The sequence below is a fragment of the Shewanella acanthi genome (assembly GCF_019457475.1).
Lineage (GTDB): Bacteria > Pseudomonadota > Gammaproteobacteria > Enterobacterales > Shewanellaceae > Shewanella > Shewanella acanthi.
The window spans coordinates 268,514-284,927 of sequence record NZ_CP080413.1 but is presented as its reverse complement, the minus strand read 5'-3'; the positions used below and the strand labels follow the sequence as shown (position 1 = coordinate 284,927).

Annotated in this window: 10 protein-coding genes and 4 tRNA genes; 2 read left to right on the top strand and 12 right to left on the bottom strand. The window is 48.9% G+C overall.

Annotation, left to right across the window (positions count from 1 at the left end):
- Positions 1–9: 9 nt before the first annotated feature.
- The 4 genes from K0H61_RS01350 to K0H61_RS01335 all read right to left on the bottom strand — a co-directional run bounded on the left by K0H61_RS01350 (position 10) and on the right by K0H61_RS01335 (position 438).
- Positions 10–86, bottom strand: a tRNA-Pro gene (locus K0H61_RS01350).
- Between the two features lie 54 nt (positions 87–140).
- Positions 141–217, bottom strand: a tRNA-Pro gene (locus K0H61_RS01345).
- Between the two features lie 16 nt (positions 218–233).
- Positions 234–309: transfer RNA gene (locus tag K0H61_RS01340), tRNA-His, on the bottom strand.
- A gap of 52 nt (positions 310–361) precedes the next feature.
- Positions 362–438, bottom strand: a tRNA-Arg gene (locus tag K0H61_RS01335).
- Positions 439–640: 202 nt separating this feature from the next.
- Between K0H61_RS01335 and K0H61_RS01330 the strand changes: the two genes are divergently transcribed.
- Positions 641–3,271 carry a sensor domain-containing diguanylate cyclase gene (locus tag K0H61_RS01330; protein WP_220050986.1) on the top strand — a complete coding sequence of 877 codons (2,631 nt, stop codon included), beginning with the start codon at positions 641–643 and terminating at the stop codon, positions 3,269–3,271.
- A 75-nt stretch (positions 3,272–3,346) separates the two neighbouring features.
- Here K0H61_RS01330 and rep read toward each other — a convergent pair whose 3' ends face one another.
- Positions 3,347–5,359 carry a DNA helicase Rep gene (gene rep, locus K0H61_RS01325; protein ID WP_220050985.1) on the bottom strand — a complete coding sequence of 671 codons (2,013 nt, stop codon included), beginning with the start codon at positions 5,357–5,359 and terminating at the stop codon, positions 3,347–3,349.
- A 239-nt stretch (positions 5,360–5,598) separates the two neighbouring features.
- On the opposite strand from rep, the gene ubiK reads away from it, so the two are divergent.
- A complete protein-coding gene (gene ubiK / locus K0H61_RS01320) occupies positions 5,599–5,853 on the top strand; it encodes a ubiquinone biosynthesis accessory factor UbiK (RefSeq protein ID WP_220050984.1) in 255 nt (84 codons plus the stop codon).
- Between the two features lie 85 nt (positions 5,854–5,938).
- On the opposite strand, the gene K0H61_RS01315 is transcribed toward ubiK, so the two are convergent.
- From K0H61_RS01315 to ilvC, 7 genes are all read right to left on the bottom strand, one after another.
- The gene (locus tag K0H61_RS01315; RefSeq protein ID WP_220050983.1) at positions 5,939–7,111 is read right to left on the bottom strand and encodes a winged helix-turn-helix domain-containing protein; all 1,173 of its coding nucleotides are present in this window, start codon (positions 7,109–7,111) and stop codon (positions 5,939–5,941) included.
- Positions 7,112–7,619: 508 nt separating this feature from the next.
- Positions 7,620–8,753 (bottom strand): pyridoxal-phosphate-dependent aminotransferase family protein, encoded by a 1,134-nt coding sequence (locus tag K0H61_RS01310; protein WP_220050982.1) that lies wholly within the window; start codon positions 8,751–8,753, stop codon positions 7,620–7,622.
- Between the two features lie 119 nt (positions 8,754–8,872).
- Positions 8,873–10,495 carry a threonine ammonia-lyase, biosynthetic gene (gene ilvA / locus K0H61_RS01305; protein WP_258405986.1) on the bottom strand — a complete coding sequence of 541 codons (1,623 nt, stop codon included), beginning with the start codon at positions 10,493–10,495 and terminating at the stop codon, positions 8,873–8,875.
- A 1-nt stretch (position 10,496) separates the two neighbouring features.
- Positions 10,497–12,371: a dihydroxy-acid dehydratase gene (gene ilvD, locus K0H61_RS01300; RefSeq protein ID WP_220050981.1), complete on the bottom strand. Its 1,875-nt coding sequence runs from the start codon at positions 12,369–12,371 to the stop codon at positions 10,497–10,499.
- A 94-nt stretch (positions 12,372–12,465) separates the two neighbouring features.
- Positions 12,466–12,723, bottom strand: a complete 258-nt coding sequence (gene ilvM / locus K0H61_RS01295; protein WP_220050980.1) for an acetolactate synthase 2 small subunit — start codon at positions 12,721–12,723, stop codon at positions 12,466–12,468.
- Entirely contained in the window at positions 12,720–14,393 is a 1,674-nt protein-coding gene (gene ilvG, locus K0H61_RS01290) for an acetolactate synthase 2 catalytic subunit (RefSeq protein ID WP_220050979.1), read from the bottom strand. Before ilvG ends, ilvM begins: the two co-directional genes overlap by 4 nt.
- A 528-nt stretch (positions 14,394–14,921) precedes the next feature.
- A complete protein-coding gene (gene ilvC / locus K0H61_RS01285; protein ID WP_220050978.1) occupies positions 14,922–16,400 on the bottom strand; it encodes a ketol-acid reductoisomerase in 1,479 nt (492 codons plus the stop codon).
- Positions 16,401–16,414: the final 14 nt, after the last annotated feature.

Genomic DNA, 16,414 nt, shown 5'->3' with positions numbered 1-16,414 from the left:
CTATGTAATTGGTCGGTGATAGAGGATTCGAACCTCTGACCCTCTGGTCCCAAACCAGATGCGCTACCGGACTGCGCTAATCACCGTATTTGTTAACTATTTACTCGTTAAAAACGAATGCGCTAGTTCTGCGAATAATGTGGTCGGTGATAGAGGATTCGAACCTCTGACCCTCTGGTCCCAAACCAGATGCGCTACCGGACTGCGCTAATCACCGAGATGTGTAAATGAAATGGGGTGACTGATGGGGCTCGAACCCACGACAACCGGAATCACAATCCGGGACTCTACCAACTGAGCTACAATCACCACTGAATTTCACTTTACTGCTAACATCAAGCTCACTACTCGTTCGGAGAAATGGTGCGCCCAAAAGGATTCGAACCTTCGGCCTCACCCTCCGGAGGGGTGCGCTCTATCCAGCTGAGCTATGGGCGCTCGCCTTGGTTAGCGCCGCATATAGTATGGAGAAATGCCCCCTGAGTCTATAGCTATTTGCATTTTTTTCTCTGACTGCTCAAGTTTTGATATATTTGTCTATTTTTTCAACTTCATGGCGTCAGAAATTTGGCTTGGATGTTACGGTATTTCATGTTAAATATGTTTTTTGATAACAATTAATTCAAAGCGGACAAGTATCATGTTTAAGGATGAAGATGAAACTACCCCACCTCACACGCCTCAGATCTCGCGCTTAAAGAAAAAATTAGTACGGTTAAAATACTTAGCTAACAAATATAAACGCGCTGAGATAGTACAGAATGCCCTGCTTGATCTTTCCCATATGGCAACGCAGGTATCAAGCCTAGAAGAATTCTATATCGGAGTACATCAGCACCTTAAGCAACTGATTTCCGCTGATAATTTCTTTATTGCCACTCAAGATAGTCACACAGGAGCTATTTCAGTGCCCTTCTTTGCCGATGAGAAAGATGAGCATCCTTCACAAATGTTTCCTGCTCAGACGCTATCAACCATGCTGCAGCAGGGCTTAACGGGTTATGTATTTAGAAACGGAAATCCCCTACTGTGCAGCGAAGAAAAAGTCGAAGAGCTTATTGCCGCCAATGAAATCCTTAACTTAGGTTCACCTAGTCATCTTTGGCTTGGCGTGCCCGTAAAATATGAAAACCGAGTCACTGCAGTATTAGTTGTACAGACCTATGACACCAATGTGCATTATGGCGAAATAGAAGTCGAGCTCATGACCTTCGTTTGTCATCATATTGCCGGAGTCATGGAGCGGCTCAAACATCAAGAACAGCTTGAGCTTGCCATTCAGCTTCGCACAAAAGAACTAAGCCAAGCCTACGATAAGCTGAAACTTGAGGTCTATGAGCGCCGCAGAGCAGAACGATTACAAAAGTCATTATTTGAAATTGCAGAACTGGCGAGTTCTGGCACAGACAATCCCAATTTTTACCCACAGCTCCATAATGTCATCCGCCATTTAATTCCGGCGAATAACTGCTATATAGCTCTACTGGATGAGCAGGGAAGCCATTTGACCTTTCCCTTTTATGTATCCCAGCTCGGTAATACTCATCCTGGTAGCAGAGCCCTAAAAGACGGGCTCACAGAATATGTCTTAAAACATCGCCGTCCGCTGCTATTAGCTCAGGCGGACATTAGGCAACTGATTGAGTCGGGAGAGCTATATGCAGAGGCGCCGGATCTCAACCAAACCCAAAATATGCATCAATGGATTGGTATACCGCTGTTTATCCATAATCAGGTTCGCGGAGCTATCACTATTTATAGCCTAAGTATGAACCAGAACTACCAAGTAAAAGATCTAGAACTACTGACCTTTGTATCGCAGCACATTAGTGCCGCCATCGAGAAAAAACTGGCCGCAGAATCCCTTCGTCGAAGCTATGAAGAATTAGAAGAAAAGGTTGTCGCCCGCACGACAGCATTAGCTGAACTAAATAAAAATCTCGAAAAAGAGATCAAACAAAGACGCAAAATGGAGGCCAAGCTAGTACATGATGCAAAACATGATGCGCTGACAGGCTTACCCAATCGCGCCATGTTTATGGAAAGACTCGATCAGGCCATCAAGCATGTACATCGCCACCGCCTAGAACAATTTGCCCTACTGTTTATCGATCTCGACGGCTTTAAGCAAGTCAACGACACTTTGGGACACCTAGAAGGGGATAAATTCTTAATTGAAACAGCAACCCGCTTAAGATCCTGTATTCGCGGCAATGACACTTTGGCGCGGCTTGGCGGCGATGAATTCGTCATTCTGCTCGACTCCATTAGTGGTATATCTGATGCCCAAGATGTGGCCGAGCGCGTGATACAAACCATTTCTCAAACCTATCACCTAGGCGATGCAGAGATCCATTCTGGTGCCAGTATTGGCATCACCCTCAGTGGAAAGCACAAAACGGATACCAGCGAGTCTATGCTGCGTAATGCCGATACCGCAATGTACCAAGCCAAGGCCAACGGCAAAGGCTGCTTTGTGATTTTCGACGATAGTCCTTCGCACAACGTGTTGCGCGATATTACCTTTGAGAATGATTTTAGGCAGGCGCTTGAGCAACATAAGTTAGAGCTTCAATATCTCCCTATCGTCCATTTAGATACGAAGCAGATTCATGCACTCGAGTGTCACCTCTGCTGGGAACATCCAGTATGGGGGAATATTCCCTACGAGCATTTAGTAGAAATTGCGGAACAAGCCAACCTAAAAACTGAGTTAGATCTTTATATTCTCGCCGCGATTAATAAAAATTCCCCAATCCTTAAGGCAAAGTTTAGCGATACAATCCAATTACATTTGATGTTATCGAGTCAGCACCTCAAACATAAACAGGCACTGCGCGAACTTAAACTTGCCCTGAAGCAAACGGGGGTAAAGCCACAGCAGTTATGGCTATTTTTTAATGAAAAAGCACTGGTACAAGAAACCGAAAGCCATAACAATGGCTTTGAAATCTTAGACAAACTCGGTGTAAATCTTGGGATAAGTCACTATGGCAGTGGACATAGCGCTTTAAATAGCTTGCTGTTATTACCTATCAAAGGATTAAAGCTTGCGCCTCTAACTTCGATGCCACTGCAGCCAAAACAGCTCAAATTAATCACTGCCTACCAACAAGCCGCATCAACCCTAGGATTACAAACCATTGTTGCTGGCGTTGAGCAGATTGAACAGATACAGATGTTGCATTCGATAGGTTATGTACTTGGTCAAGGCGCCGCGCTGGCCTCCCCCTTTAGCCTTCAAGAAAACACGAGTTTAGTTTGCGCATAAAAAATAATGCCAGAGGCTTACACCTCTGGCATTACGCTACCTTAGCAACATCCTTTCGTTTCAATATCTGCAATACTACTTCTTAAACATATCCCTAAGATTGGAAATATGGCTTTTACCCGTCTGAATTCGTTCCTGCTCGGTTTGCTGCGGTTTTCGGTTTTCCCAAATCAAATCGTCCTGGGGCAATTCATGCAAGAATCGGCTCGGCTCACAGCGCATAGTTTCGCCGAATTGACGTCGCTCGCGGCAGAGGGTAAACCACAGTTCTCGCTGCGCCCTCGTAATACCTACGTAAGCTAGGCGGCGTTCTTCGTCGACATTGTCCTCATCGATGCTGGTTTGATGGGGTAAAATACGCTCCTCTACCCCAACCATAAATACATATGGGAACTCCAAGCCCTTAGAGGCATGCAGCGTCATTAGTTGTACTTGATCGCCACCTTCATCCTCACTGTTACGCTCCATCATGTCCCTTAGGGTCAAACGATTCACCACCTCAGGTAAGGTCATGGCTTCGTCCAACTCATCACCCGCAAGCATCTCAGTTACCCAGCGATACAGCTCGGAGATATTCTTCATTCGCATCTCTGCGGCCTTAGCGCTGGTACTCGTTTCGTAGAGGTAATCTTCGTAATTAATCTTACGAATCAGCTGCTTCACCGCTTCAACGGGTTCACCACGCTCGGCATGCTCGCCGGTATCGACAATAAAACGCCCAAATTGATAAAGAGACGACATAGCCGCAGGCGGCAGATGATGATTTAAATCTGGATCGAAAATCGCCTCAAACATCGAGATATGTTTTTCGTTAGCAAAATTGCCTAAACGCTCTAAGGTCGATGGGCCAATACCGCGCTTTGGCAAGTTAACAATGCGTAAAAAGGCGTTATCGTCATCGGGGTTTACCACTAACTTAAGGTAACCCATGATGTCTTTAATTTCGGCGCGGGCAAAAAATGAGGTACCGCCACTTAACTTATAGGGAATGCGGTTGGTCATCAGCGCCCGTTCTAATAATCGCGATTGATGATTACCACGGTACAAAATTGCATAGTCGCCAAACTGGGTTCGTCCCACAAACTTGTGGCGTACAATCTCGGCCACCACCCGCTCGGCTTCCTGCTCCTCGCTGGCAGCAAAAAGCACTCTTAGTGGCTCGCCATAGGCCAACTCACTAAACAGTGCCTTATCGTAAACGTGGGGGTTATTAGCGATTAAGATGTTGGCAGCACGCAAAATGCGCTGACTCGAACGGTAGTTCTGCTCGAGTTTAATCAACTTCAGTTTAGGGAAATCTTTGCCCAGTAATACTAAGTTCTGCGGTTTAGCACCACGCCACGAATAAATTGATTGGTCATCATCGCCTACTACGGTAAAGCGCTCACGCTCTCCCACCAGCAACTTAACCATTTCGTATTGGGAGGTGTTAGTGTCTTGATATTCGTCCACCAGCAAATATTGAATGCGAGTTTGCCAGCGGGTTCGCACCTCTTCATTGTGCCTTAATAGCAAGGTTGGTAGCAGAATAAGATCGTCAAAGTCGAGCGCGTTATAGGCCTTCATGTGTTGGGCATAACGCTGATAGAGCATAGCAAACAGTTGCTGCTGTTCATCCTTAGCCAGTTTGCGCGCCTGATCGGGGATAACAAGACCCCCCTTCCAGTTAGAAATCGCCCCTGCTAATGCCTTTAAAAGATCTTTGTCTTCCTGCAACTCCTTTTGGGTCAGCTCCTTGAGCAGCGCCAAGGTATCCTGATCGTCGAACAGCGAGAAACCCGGCTTTAATCCAAGTACCTTGTGCTCGCGCTTAATGATCTCAAGCCCTAAGGTGTGGAAGGTCGAGATCCACAGTCCCCGAGCCTCCTTACGTCCCATCGACTGCGCTACCCGCTCCTTCATCTCACGGGCGGCCTTATTAGTAAAAGTCACCGCAGCGATATTACGGGCGTTGTAACCACACTTTTGCACTAAATAGGCAATCTTATTGATAATTACGCGTGTTTTACCGCTACCCGCACCCGCCAATACTAGGCAAGGTCCCGAAACATAATGAACCGCATCATTTTGGGCAGGATTGAGTTTCATCTTCGCGCAATATCCAAACAAGTCTACAAAAGGGGGATGGGATCATAGCAGAAGCCAGCAAGCCAAGGCTATTAAATCCCCCCAACCCCAAAGATGCGAAAGTCGAGAGAGGCAATACGTCTTCGCCGTAATGGGCTACGCAATCGGGGCAAAATTCCCAATCCTGCTGTGGGGTTTACTTTAGAAAGCTAGCACACTGAGTTACAATAAATTTATTCAGTGACAAGGTAGAAATGATTATGTTTAATCCAAAGAAAATCGAAGATATAGCGAAACAGCTGAGCGACAATCTGCCCAGCGGTCTAAAGCAATTTGCTGGCGAGTTTGAAGAGCGCAGCAAACAAGTGCTGCAAAATCAGTTACTCAAATTAGATTTAGTTTCCCGCGAAGAATTTGAAGTTCAGCAACATGTTCTACTGAAAACTCGCGAAAAATTAGAAGCGCTGCAAGCCCAAGTTAACGAGTTAGAAAAAAAGCTCAACGCAGCCGAGTAATTACCACCTACCGCGACTCATTATCTAATAAATTGATTAAGCACAGCCATTAACTGGCTGTGCTTTGTATTTTTAAGGTTTGAAATTAGCATTGCTGCTGGCGGGAATAACGGTGCTTTAGCCCTTTGTCATTGGCCTTTACCAGCTTCCAACGCTCACAACCATTAAAACGGGCATATTGGCGAACTGCCATCTCAAAAGCGTGGTAAAAATCCTCATCAAGCCCAAGGCTAGCTTCCTCTAGCGTCAACTGTTGCAACAGCAGCATCCCCTTGGGTCTGTCAGCCTTCACATCCACTCGGCCAACAAAACTATCGCGCCATAAAATAGCCAGAGAATAATAGCCATACTGACGCTTCTCGGCAGGCACATAAACTTCAATCTGATAATCAAAGCCATACCACTGTCTCAATCGTTGGCGTTGGATGAGTAAATTATCGAAGGGATTGAGTAACCAGACTCGATTTTTCAATGGTGAGATTAACTGCAGATTCGGGCGATAAAAATATTGCTGCCCCGATGCCTTAAAGCTCGCTAATTCGCCCTCTGCTTGCATTTCGATTAAAGCCTTGGATACTAAGGATTTTACCCCCTTACGTAGATACGCAATTTGCGCGCAGCTTCCAAAGGCATGGGCAGCTAAAAAGCGCTCAATTAAATGCCGAGCAAACTCCTCCTCGCTGGGTGGTTTGCTGTTAATGTTCGAAGGCAATACCCGCTCAGTTAAATCGTAGCACTTTTGAAATTTATCCCGCCGCAGCACCATTAACTCACCGCGCATAAACAGTTGTTCCAGAGCCTTTTTGGCCGGCTTCCAGTCCCACCAAGCACCATTTTTACCCGCCGCATGCTCAAAATCGCTCGCTTTCAGTGGGCCTTCGGCAGCAATCCTCGCTTTCACCTCCTGCATCGCCTTAAGGTCAGCGTCAAACCAATGTTTGCCACCGTTTTGCAGTTGTAACTTACGTTGCAGACTAAAACGATAATCCTCTATGGGGAGATAAGCCGCCGCATGTGACCAATATTCAAATACTTCCGAATTTGCCAGCGCAGCATCAAGCATCTGCGGCTGATAGTTTGACATGCGGCTATGGAGTACATGGTGATGTGCACGCTCGACCACATTAATAGAGTCAATTTGCACATAGCTCAGGCGGGATATCAGCTCTGAAACCGAGGTATGCGAATCCAGCAACCCCTGTTGCTGCATGTTGAGTTGTAACCATTCTTTGGGCGAATAGGGACTTACTTTCGACATCCTCAGCACCTCAAATTTAGGCTGTACGTTTCAGTACCGTCCTCATTTAGTATTAAAGTCTTCAGCTACCGCTAACCACTTTGCCATAATTTTGCCACTATTGATCAGCAGCTTGCCCTAACTTATCTGGGTAAATCTGTTTTAATAGAAAACATCTCCCATGTGTAACTCAGTTCAATATTGCAGGGAAGGCATTAGGGCTTATGTACAGCATGATGACCCTGATTAACTGAGCCTATCGCAGTGTAATCATCTGGTTTTTCAAGGTGCGCTTGACCAGAACTGGCGCACTGTAAGTTCAAGGCACTTATGCCAACTTACGTCACCCTCTTGAAGACCCCCGACAGCCCGCTTTCGCTGTCGGGATTTTTTTGCCGTTTTCGCACTTCACATTCGCTTTGAAGCGAAGCATTTTTGTCGACTCCCCGCGAGATCTCCTTCGACTCAATCAGCTCAAACCAAAAAAATCCCCGCAAATGCGGGGATTGATATATTCAAACCGAACGCATTAACTCAGCACTTCTTCTAATGCTCTTAGGCACAGCGCCACATTTTCGCGGCGAGCACCAAAGCCCATCAGGCCAATACGCCAAGCTTTGCCCGCAAGTGCCCCAAGCCCCGCGCCAATTTCTAAATTGTAATCGTTGAGCAAACGAGTACGCACAGATGCATCATCGACGCCTTCCGGAATAAACACGGCATTAAGCTGTGGCAGGCGAGAGGCTTCTTCCACCACAAAGTTTAGGCCTAACTTTTCAAGGCCTGCACGCAGCACTAAGTGCATTTCTTTGTGGCGCTGCCACGCATGTTCTAAGCCTTCTGCCGCCAATAAGCGCAGCGATTCATGTAAGGCATAAAGGGCATTAACAGGCGCAGTATGATGATAACTGCGCTTACCACCCGCACTGCTCCAGTAAGCCATCACTAAACTTTGATCGAGGAACCAGCTCTGAACCGGCGTTTTACGGTTTTTCAGTTTTTCAACCGCGGCGGGTGAAAATGACACAGGCGATAAACCCGGCACACAGGATAAACACTTCTGGCTACCGGAATAAATTGCATCAATTCCCCATTCATCGACACGTAGCTCAACGCCACCTAAGGAGGTCACCGCATCGACAATCGATAAACAGCCATGTTGTTTTGCTAGCGCACACAAGGTCTTAGCATCACTTAATGCGCCCGTTGAAGTTTCGGCATGCACAAAGGCTAAAAACTTGGCATCAGGGTTAGCTTTTAGTGCTACTTCAACGGCAGCAGGGTCAACAGGTGTGCCCCATTCGTTATCTACTACAACGGCAATTGCGCCAACGCGCTCAACATTTTGGCGCATACGCTCACCAAACACACCATTACGGCACACAATCACCTTTTCGCCCGGCTCTACTAAGTTCACAAAGCAGGTCTCCATGCCCGCACTGCCAGGTGCCGAAACCGCCATGGTCATTTCATTCTGGGTTTGAAAGGCATATTGAATCAGGCTTTTAAGCTCATCCATCATTCCTACAAAAAGCGGGTCTAAATGGCCTACTGTCGGTCTTGCTTGAGCTGCCAACACTTCGGGATAGACATCCGACGGACCTGGCCCCATTAAAATACGGCGAGGCGGATTAAAGGCTTGAAATTGCGGTGCAGGTAACATCATGTCTCCTTAGTGCGTGAAATTAGTGCGTGAGGTCTTTTTATCTGCCGAAGGGTTACCCCTTCTTTTTATCAGTGCCAAGCTACCATAAAAAGAGGCGCCTGTGCGCCCTTTAAGTGTTAGCCCGCTTTATGTTTGGTATTTGCAGCATTCAAAAACAATTGATACGCGGGACTTTGGGTTTCTTCCTGATACACAAAGCCAAGCTCGGTTAAAAACTGCTGGAACGGCAGCGCATCACTCATCGGCACTTCAAAGCCTGCAAGTACCCGCCCAAAGGCGGCGCCGTGGTTACGGTAATGGAACAAGCTAATATTCCACTTACTCTGCAGGGTAGTTAAAAACTTGAGCAGCGCACCAGGATGCTCGGGGAACTCGAAGCTAAAAAGCCTCTCTTCTAATGGCTCCGGCGGATGACCGCCTACCATATAGCGCACATGCAGTTTCGCGGTTTCATCACCGGATAAGTCCTGTACCTCAAAACCGTTGCGCTCTAAGGTATTGATAATATGTTCTAGCTCATCATGGCCCTTGGTCAGGCGAATGCCCGCAAACACAACAGCCATATCACGACTGCTAAATCGATAGTTAAATTCTGTCATCACCCGCTTATCGAGGAGCTCGCAGAAACGCAAAAAACTACCGGGACGTTCGGGCACTTTCACCGCCAGCACCGCTTCTTTTTGCTCACCTAATTCGCAGCGCTCCGACACATAACGCAGGCTATGGAAGTTCACATTGGCGCCACTTAAAATCGCAGCAACTTTCTCGCCGCGACCACTGTCGCCATCGGCATTGGTGCCGACATACTTCTTAAGCCCAGCTAGGGAGAGTGCTCCAGCGGGTTCGGCTATGGCGCGGGTATCCTCAAAAATATCCTTCACCGCCGCGCAAATTTCATCAGAGGTAACAGTAACGACATCATCGACAAAATGCTTTGCAACACGAAACGGCTCTGTGCCGATACGCTTAACAGCAACACCGTCGGCAAATAAACCGACCTGAGGCAAAGTCACTGGCTCACCCGCTTCCATCGCCGCCTTTAGGCAAGCGGCATCTTCGGGTTCGACACCAATGATCTTGACCTTAGGCATCACAGCTTTGTAATAGGCCGCAATCCCAGCGACTAAACCGCCACCGCCCACGGGCACAAATACCACTTCTAAATCCCGTTGCTGCTGGAGCATTTCTTGGGCGATGGTGCCTTGACCCGCAATCACGGCCTCATCGTCAAAGGGCGCGATATAGACTCGCCCTTCCACTTTAGCCATGTCCATGGCAAAGGCGTTAGCCTGATCGAAGGCTTGACCATGCAATACCACATTGCCGCCTAAACGGCGCACTGCATCGACCTTAATGTCGGGGGTGGTTTCGGGCATCACAATCACGGCATCCACGCCACGACTCGCCGCCGACATCGCTACACCTTGGGCATGGTTGCCCGCCGAGGCACACACCACACCGCGCTGACATTCCGCAGAACTTAATTGAGCTATACGGTTATAGGCACCGCGAAGCTTAAATGAATGCACCGGCTGCATATCTTCACGCTTTAAAAAAACTTGGCAACCGAGGCGCGCCGAGAGCTTATTAAGGCTCGATAATGGCGTCACCTTAGCCACGTCGTACACGGATGAGAGCAAAATCTTCTGCAGATAACTCTGTGCCAATTGATCCTTGGCAAGCTGGTCGAGTTGATTGGATGGCACAAAATCATCCTCTGGCTTTGCGGCAGTAAACATATCAATCCTCCAGTTTACTGCGATCGCGCACCGCGCCCTTATCGGCACTGGTAGCAAGCATCGCGTAGGCTTTGAGCGCCATGGACACGTAGCGTTGGCGGTCCAGCGGTTTCCACGCCATCGGGCCACGACTTAACATGGTTTCACGGCGTTCTGCCAGCTCTGCATCACTCACGGCAAGTTTGATACTGCGCTTTGGAATATCGATTTCGATCCGATCGCCATTTTCAATCAGGGCGATAGTGCCGCCCGCCGCAGCTTCGGGGGATACGTGGCCAATCGATAAGCCCGATGTGCCGCCCGAGAAACGACCGTCGGTGATAAGCGCGCAGGCCTTTCCTAAGCCGCGTGACTTTAAGTAACTGGTTGGATACAACATTTCCTGCATACCCGGACCACCTTTTGGCCCTTCGTAGCGGATAACGACGACATCACCAGCCACAACTTCGCCGCCTAGGATGCCAGCGACCGCATCGTCTTGGCTTTCATACACGCGGGCGCTGCCCACAAAGGTCAGATTCGATTCATCGACACCTGCGGTTTTCACGATACAGCCGTTGTCGGCCAAATTGCCTGACAACACCGCAAGACCGCCCTCTTGGCTAAAGGCAAACTCGCGGCTGCGGATGCAACCTCCTTGCCTGTCATCATCGAGTGTCGGCCAGCGACATTCCTGACTAAAGGCCTTAGTGGTCGGGATACCCGCAGGGCCTGCCATAAAGAATTGTTTTACTTGTGGATCTTCTGTCTGCATCACATCGAAACGCGCAAGCACTGACTTTAAGGTGCCGCTATCAGGCGTGCCATCATTTAACGCCGCCACATGGTAAACATCGGTATGTAGAAGCCCTGCCCTATCTAACTCACCTAAGATCCCCATCACACCGCCGGCGCGGTGCACGTCTTCCATATGATATTGGGGAGTCGATGGAGCCACCTTACATAGGTGCGGCACTTGGCGTGACATACGGTCGATATCCGCCATAGTGAAATCGACTTCGGCCTCCTGCGCCGCCGCTAACAGGTGCAATACGGTATTAGATGAGCCGCCCATGGCGATATCCAGCGCCATAGCATTCTCAAAGGCTTTGAAACTGGCGATATTGCGCGGTAATGCGGAGGCATCATCCTGTTCGTAGTAGCGTTTAGTCAGCGCCATTACCCGGCGACCCGCCTCTAAAAACAGCTCGCGGCGATCCGCGTGAGTTGCCAACATGGAACCGTTGCCCGGCAGCGAAAGACCCAAAGCTTCGGTTAAACAGTTCATCGAGTTAGCGGTAAACATGCCTGAACAGGAACCGCAGGTTGGGCAGGCACTGCGCTCAATCTTAGCGCTATCTTCATCGCTCACATTCGAGTCGGCCGCCGCCACCATGGCATCGACTAAGTCGAGCTTGATAAGTTTGTCAGACAGCTTGGTTTTACCCGCTTCCATCGGCCCGCCCGAGACAAACACCACGGGGATATTGAGGCGCAGCGCCGCCATTAACATCCCTGGGGTGATCTTGTCGCAGTTGGAGATACACACTAACGCATCGGCGCAGTGGGCGTTGACCATATATTCCACGCTATCGGCAATTAACTCGCGCGATGGCAAGCTATAGAGCATGCCGCCATGGCCCATGGCGATGCCGTCATCCACGGCAATGGTATTGAATTCTTTGGCGATACCGCCCGCTTCTTCAATGGCGCCCGCAACGAGTGAGCCCATATCTTTTAGGTGCACGTGACCTGGCACAAATTGAGTAAAGGAGTTGGCAATGGCAATAATCGGCTTACCAAAATCATTGTCTTTCACCCCTGTGGCGCGCCAGAGTGCGCGGGCGCCCGCCATATTGCGGCCTTCGGTGCTGGTAGCTGAACGTAACTTTGGCATTGACTGTATCCTTTCTCTCAAATCAAAAATCGGTCTTTATACTGCGCGTCTCGGTACAACCCAGACGGTGTGGTGATGCAATGGTTTCCATGCCCTAGGCGTGGGCTTTTTGCGGCACATTCAAAGGTAACAATACCTTACATTGAGTCACATCAATCAGTTTATTTAATTGATTACTCAACAATTCGATGGCGCGCTCACTATCAACTTCCATATCCAGCGACAGACTCGCATCCTCATTCATCCGCATCTGCATCTGGGTCACGGTAAATCCACGGTGACGGGTCACTCGCAGTACCCTTTCTACTACTTCGGGGCGTTGTTGCATGGTTAGCTCTAGGGAGTGAATCATGTTTGTTTCTCCATTTCTTCCATCATGTCGCTGTTTGATGCGCCGGGGGGCACCAGTGGCCAAACGTTAAAAGCATCGTCGATTGCTACGTGTAACAAATAAGGTCCCTTCGCCAACAACATCTCGGTCAGCGCTTCTTCGACTTCATCGGAAGAGAAAATCGTGCGGCCAGGAATGTCAAAAGCCGAGGCTAACTGCACAAAATCGGGGTTATCCGACAGGTCAGTTTCGCTATAACGCTCTTCAAAGAATAGTTGCTGCCACTGCTTAACCATGCCGAGTTTTTGATTATCAATAAGCAAAATTTTCACCGGCAGTTTACGGCGCTTAATGGTGGTGAGCTCCTGCACGTTCATCATAAAAGAACCGTCGCCAGAAACAGTCACCACAGTGGCATTCGGGCGGGCAACCTGAGCACCAATCGCAGCGGGTAAACCAAAGCCCATAGTGCCTAAACCCGCACTTGAAAGATGATCCTCAGGACGGCGGAACCACATATGTTGCGCCACCCACATTTGATGCTGACCCACATCGCAGCAAACCACGCTGTCTTCGGGCAGTTTATTCGCTAAACGGCGCAGCATAGCGGGCGCATAAATCAGGCTACCGGGATGTTGATAATCCCATTGATGTTTTCGCCCTAAGTGGGCAACTTCGACCTGCCAAGGGGTGATATTTAATGGCATAGCTAACGCAGGTAGGATTTGACGCAGATCGCCCGCAATCGCCACATCCGGCATCCGTAATTTACCCAGCTCAGCGGCGTCGATATCTAAATGGATCACCTTAGCGTTCTGGGCAAAGGTTGCTAAGCGGCCAGTGACTCGGTCGTCAAAACGTGCACCAACTACGACCAATAAATCGCATTCCTGCACTGCAAGGTTGGCTGCCTTGCCTCCGTGCATACCTAACATGCCCAAATAACCTTGAGTGCCGTGGGCGATAGTGCCTAACCCCTTTAGGGTGGCGACCGACGGCATGCCAGTGACTTCGATAAACTCGCGCAGCGGCTCAACCGCGCCCGCCATGCCGACACCACCGCCCACATACAACATAGGTTGTTTAGCCTCAGTAAGCAGAGCGCGGGCCGCAGCGATTTCCGTTTGCGCAGCCTGCGGCTCGCTAGTCACTGCTAGCAATGGCGTGCGGTATTCCACCTGTGCGATTTGGATATCCTTAGGAATATCCACCAGCACGGGACCTGGTCTACCAGAAGCTGCAATTTCAAAGGCTTGATAAAGGGTTGGGATTAGATCTTTAACGTCTGTCACCATAAAACTGTGTTTAGTGCAGCTTAACGACATGCCTAAGACGTCAATTTCTTGGAAGGCATCGGTGCCGATAACAGCGGTGGACACTTGACCCGTGATAGCAACAACAGGCACTGAATCTAACAGCGCATCGGCCAAAGAAGTGATTAAGTTAGTCGCGCCAGGCCCAGAAGTGGCAAAGCACACTCCCGTTTTACCGCTCGATCTGGCGTAACCCACGGCGGCAAAGGCGGCGCCCTGCTCGTGGCGGCTTAGGAGATGTTCAACCGGACTGCCGTAAAGGGCATCATAAATCGGCATAATTGCGCCACCAGGATAACCAAACACTGTGGTCACCCCGTGTGCCGCCAATACTTTGATGACGGCGTCTGCGCCTCTGATCATTTGTCCTGGTTCCATAACGTCTCTCACCACCCTCATCCTGTTCTGCCCAAATTCTTTTCGAATTTAAGGCTTTAAAACGAAGAACCCCCCGGTCCTTTCGGAGAGGGGGGTTCTTTCGAAACTTTGAGCCTTTTAGGTCTACCAGTTTGCCAAACGCCGCCCCCGCTGTGATTTAATAATCACTACGGTAATAATCACGAGAATGAGCTTGGCAGCTAGGTTAAACATTAATAATCAGACCCTAATCGGTGTGTTCAAAAAAATGTGCATCGCTTGAAATCTGCGCATCGGACACTCGTCCTATCGCTTGTTACTAGCTTTACCATAAAGCACTAGCCAAACACAATTAAAAATTATTTGTTCAAAAAAAATTCAGCTTCCCTGCCGAGACAATACAAAACAACAAAGTGAATCGTTAACAAACGCACATGAGTCAGCGTGATTGCCTACTAACCAATGTCAGTTTTGCCCGCTCGACAGCCTAACTAAGCAGGTAAGGTAAAACATACCGAGGACTGTTTAATCACAGCCTCGGCGCAGAACTTAAGCACCTACAATGCTCTTCATATCAGTCATATAACCACGAAGCTCGGCACCAACATACTCCACTGCCGTGTGGCGAATCGCTTCGTTTACTGCGATTAATTTCAGGTTATCAACCCCGTTGGAGCTATCTTTCAGGCCTGCACCTAAATACTCAGGCGACATGTTATTCACATAGTCGCGCAGCAGTGGCACTGCGGCATGGTTAAACAGGTAACAACCGTACTCAGCGGTGTCTGAAATCACCACGTTCATTTCATACAAACGTTTACGGGCGATAGTGTTAGCGATAAGCGGGGTTTCGTGCAGAGACTCGTAGTAAGCCGACTCTTCGATAATGCCTGCAGACACCATAGTATCGAAGGCTAATTCCACGCCCGCTTTGATCATAGCGACCAAGAAAATCCCTTTATCGAAGTAAGTCTGCTCGTCGATATGCTCGCTGCTCACGGGTGCTTTTTCAAAGCCAGTTTCAGCAGTTTCGGCACGCCAACGCAGCAGGTTAGCATCGTCATTCGCCCAGTCCTGCATCATAGTGCGAGAGAATTCGCCGCTGATGATGTCATCCATGTGCTTTTCGAATAACGGTTGCAGAATGTCTTTTAAATCTTCAGCAATTTCAAACGCTTTGATTTTTGCAGGGTTGGACAATCTGTCCATCATATTGGTGATGCCGCCGTGCTTTAATGCTTCAGTCACGGTTTCCCAGCCCTGTTGAATTAATTTCGCGGCATAACCTGGCTCAACGCCATCAGCCACCATCTTGTCGTAACCTAAAATCGCACCGGTCTGCAGCATGCCGCACAGGATGGTTTGCTCACCCATAAGGTCAGATTTTACTTCGGCGATAAAGGATGACAGCAATACGCCGGCACGGTCACCCCCTGTCGCGCTCGCATAGGCCTTAGCGATGTCTAAGCCGTCACCATTAGGGTCATTTTCAGGATGAACCGCAATCAGTGTTGGCACGCCAAAACCACGTTTGTATTCTTCACGCACCTCAGTGCCTGGGCACTTAGGCGCCACCATCACAACCGTGATATCGGGGCGAACCTGCATGCCTTCTTCAACGATGTTGAAACCGTGGGAATAGGACAACGTTGCGCCTTGCTTCATCAGTGGCATCACAGTGTTTACAACATTGGAATGCTGTTTGTCCGGCGTTAAGTTCAGGACCAAATCCGCATCTGGGATCAGTTCTTCGAAGGTGCCAACGCGAAAACCATTGTCTGTGGCTTTTTGCCATGAAGCACGTTTTTGAGCGATGGCTTCAGCGCGAAGTGCAAAGGCGATGTTGAGGCCAGAATCACGCATGTTCAGGCCCTGGTTAAGCCCTTGGGCACCACAACCTAAAATAACAATATTCCAATCTTTGATGTAATTGCAGCCATCGACGAACTCACTGCGATCCATAAAGCGACATTGGCCCAATTGCTCTAATTGTTGACGTAAATTCAGAGAGTTAAAATAGTTAGCCATCTCAGACACCACCC

What these genes read in the sequence shown, in the direction of transcription:
- K0H61_RS01315 (WP_220050983.1), bottom strand. Translation starts at nt 7,111, where the DNA reads ATGTCGAAAGTAAGTCCCTATTCGCCCAAAGAATGGTTACAACTCAAC.
- ilvM (WP_220050980.1), bottom strand. Translation starts at nt 12,723, where the DNA reads ATGATTCACTCCCTAGAGCTAACCATGCAACAACGCCCCGAAGTAGTA.
- ilvD (WP_220050981.1), bottom strand. Translation starts at nt 12,371, where the DNA reads ATGCCAAAGTTACGTTCAGCTACCAGCACCGAAGGCCGCAATATGGCG.
- rep (WP_220050985.1), bottom strand. Translation starts at nt 5,359, where the DNA reads ATGAAACTCAATCCTGCCCAAAATGATGCGGTTCATTATGTTTCGGGA.
- ilvG (WP_220050979.1), bottom strand. Translation starts at nt 14,393, where the DNA reads ATGGAACCAGGACAAATGATCAGAGGCGCAGACGCCGTCATCAAAGTA.
- K0H61_RS01330 (WP_220050986.1), top strand. Translation starts at nt 641, where the DNA reads ATGTTTAAGGATGAAGATGAAACTACCCCACCTCACACGCCTCAGATC.
- ilvC (WP_220050978.1), bottom strand. Translation starts at nt 16,400, where the DNA reads ATGGCTAACTATTTTAACTCTCTGAATTTACGTCAACAATTAGAGCAA.
- ubiK (WP_220050984.1), top strand. Translation starts at nt 5,599, where the DNA reads ATGTTTAATCCAAAGAAAATCGAAGATATAGCGAAACAGCTGAGCGAC.
- K0H61_RS01310 (WP_220050982.1), bottom strand. Translation starts at nt 8,753, where the DNA reads ATGTTACCTGCACCGCAATTTCAAGCCTTTAATCCGCCTCGCCGTATT.
- ilvA (WP_258405986.1), bottom strand. Translation starts at nt 10,495, where the DNA reads ATGTTTACTGCCGCAAAGCCAGAGGATGATTTTGTGCCATCCAATCAA.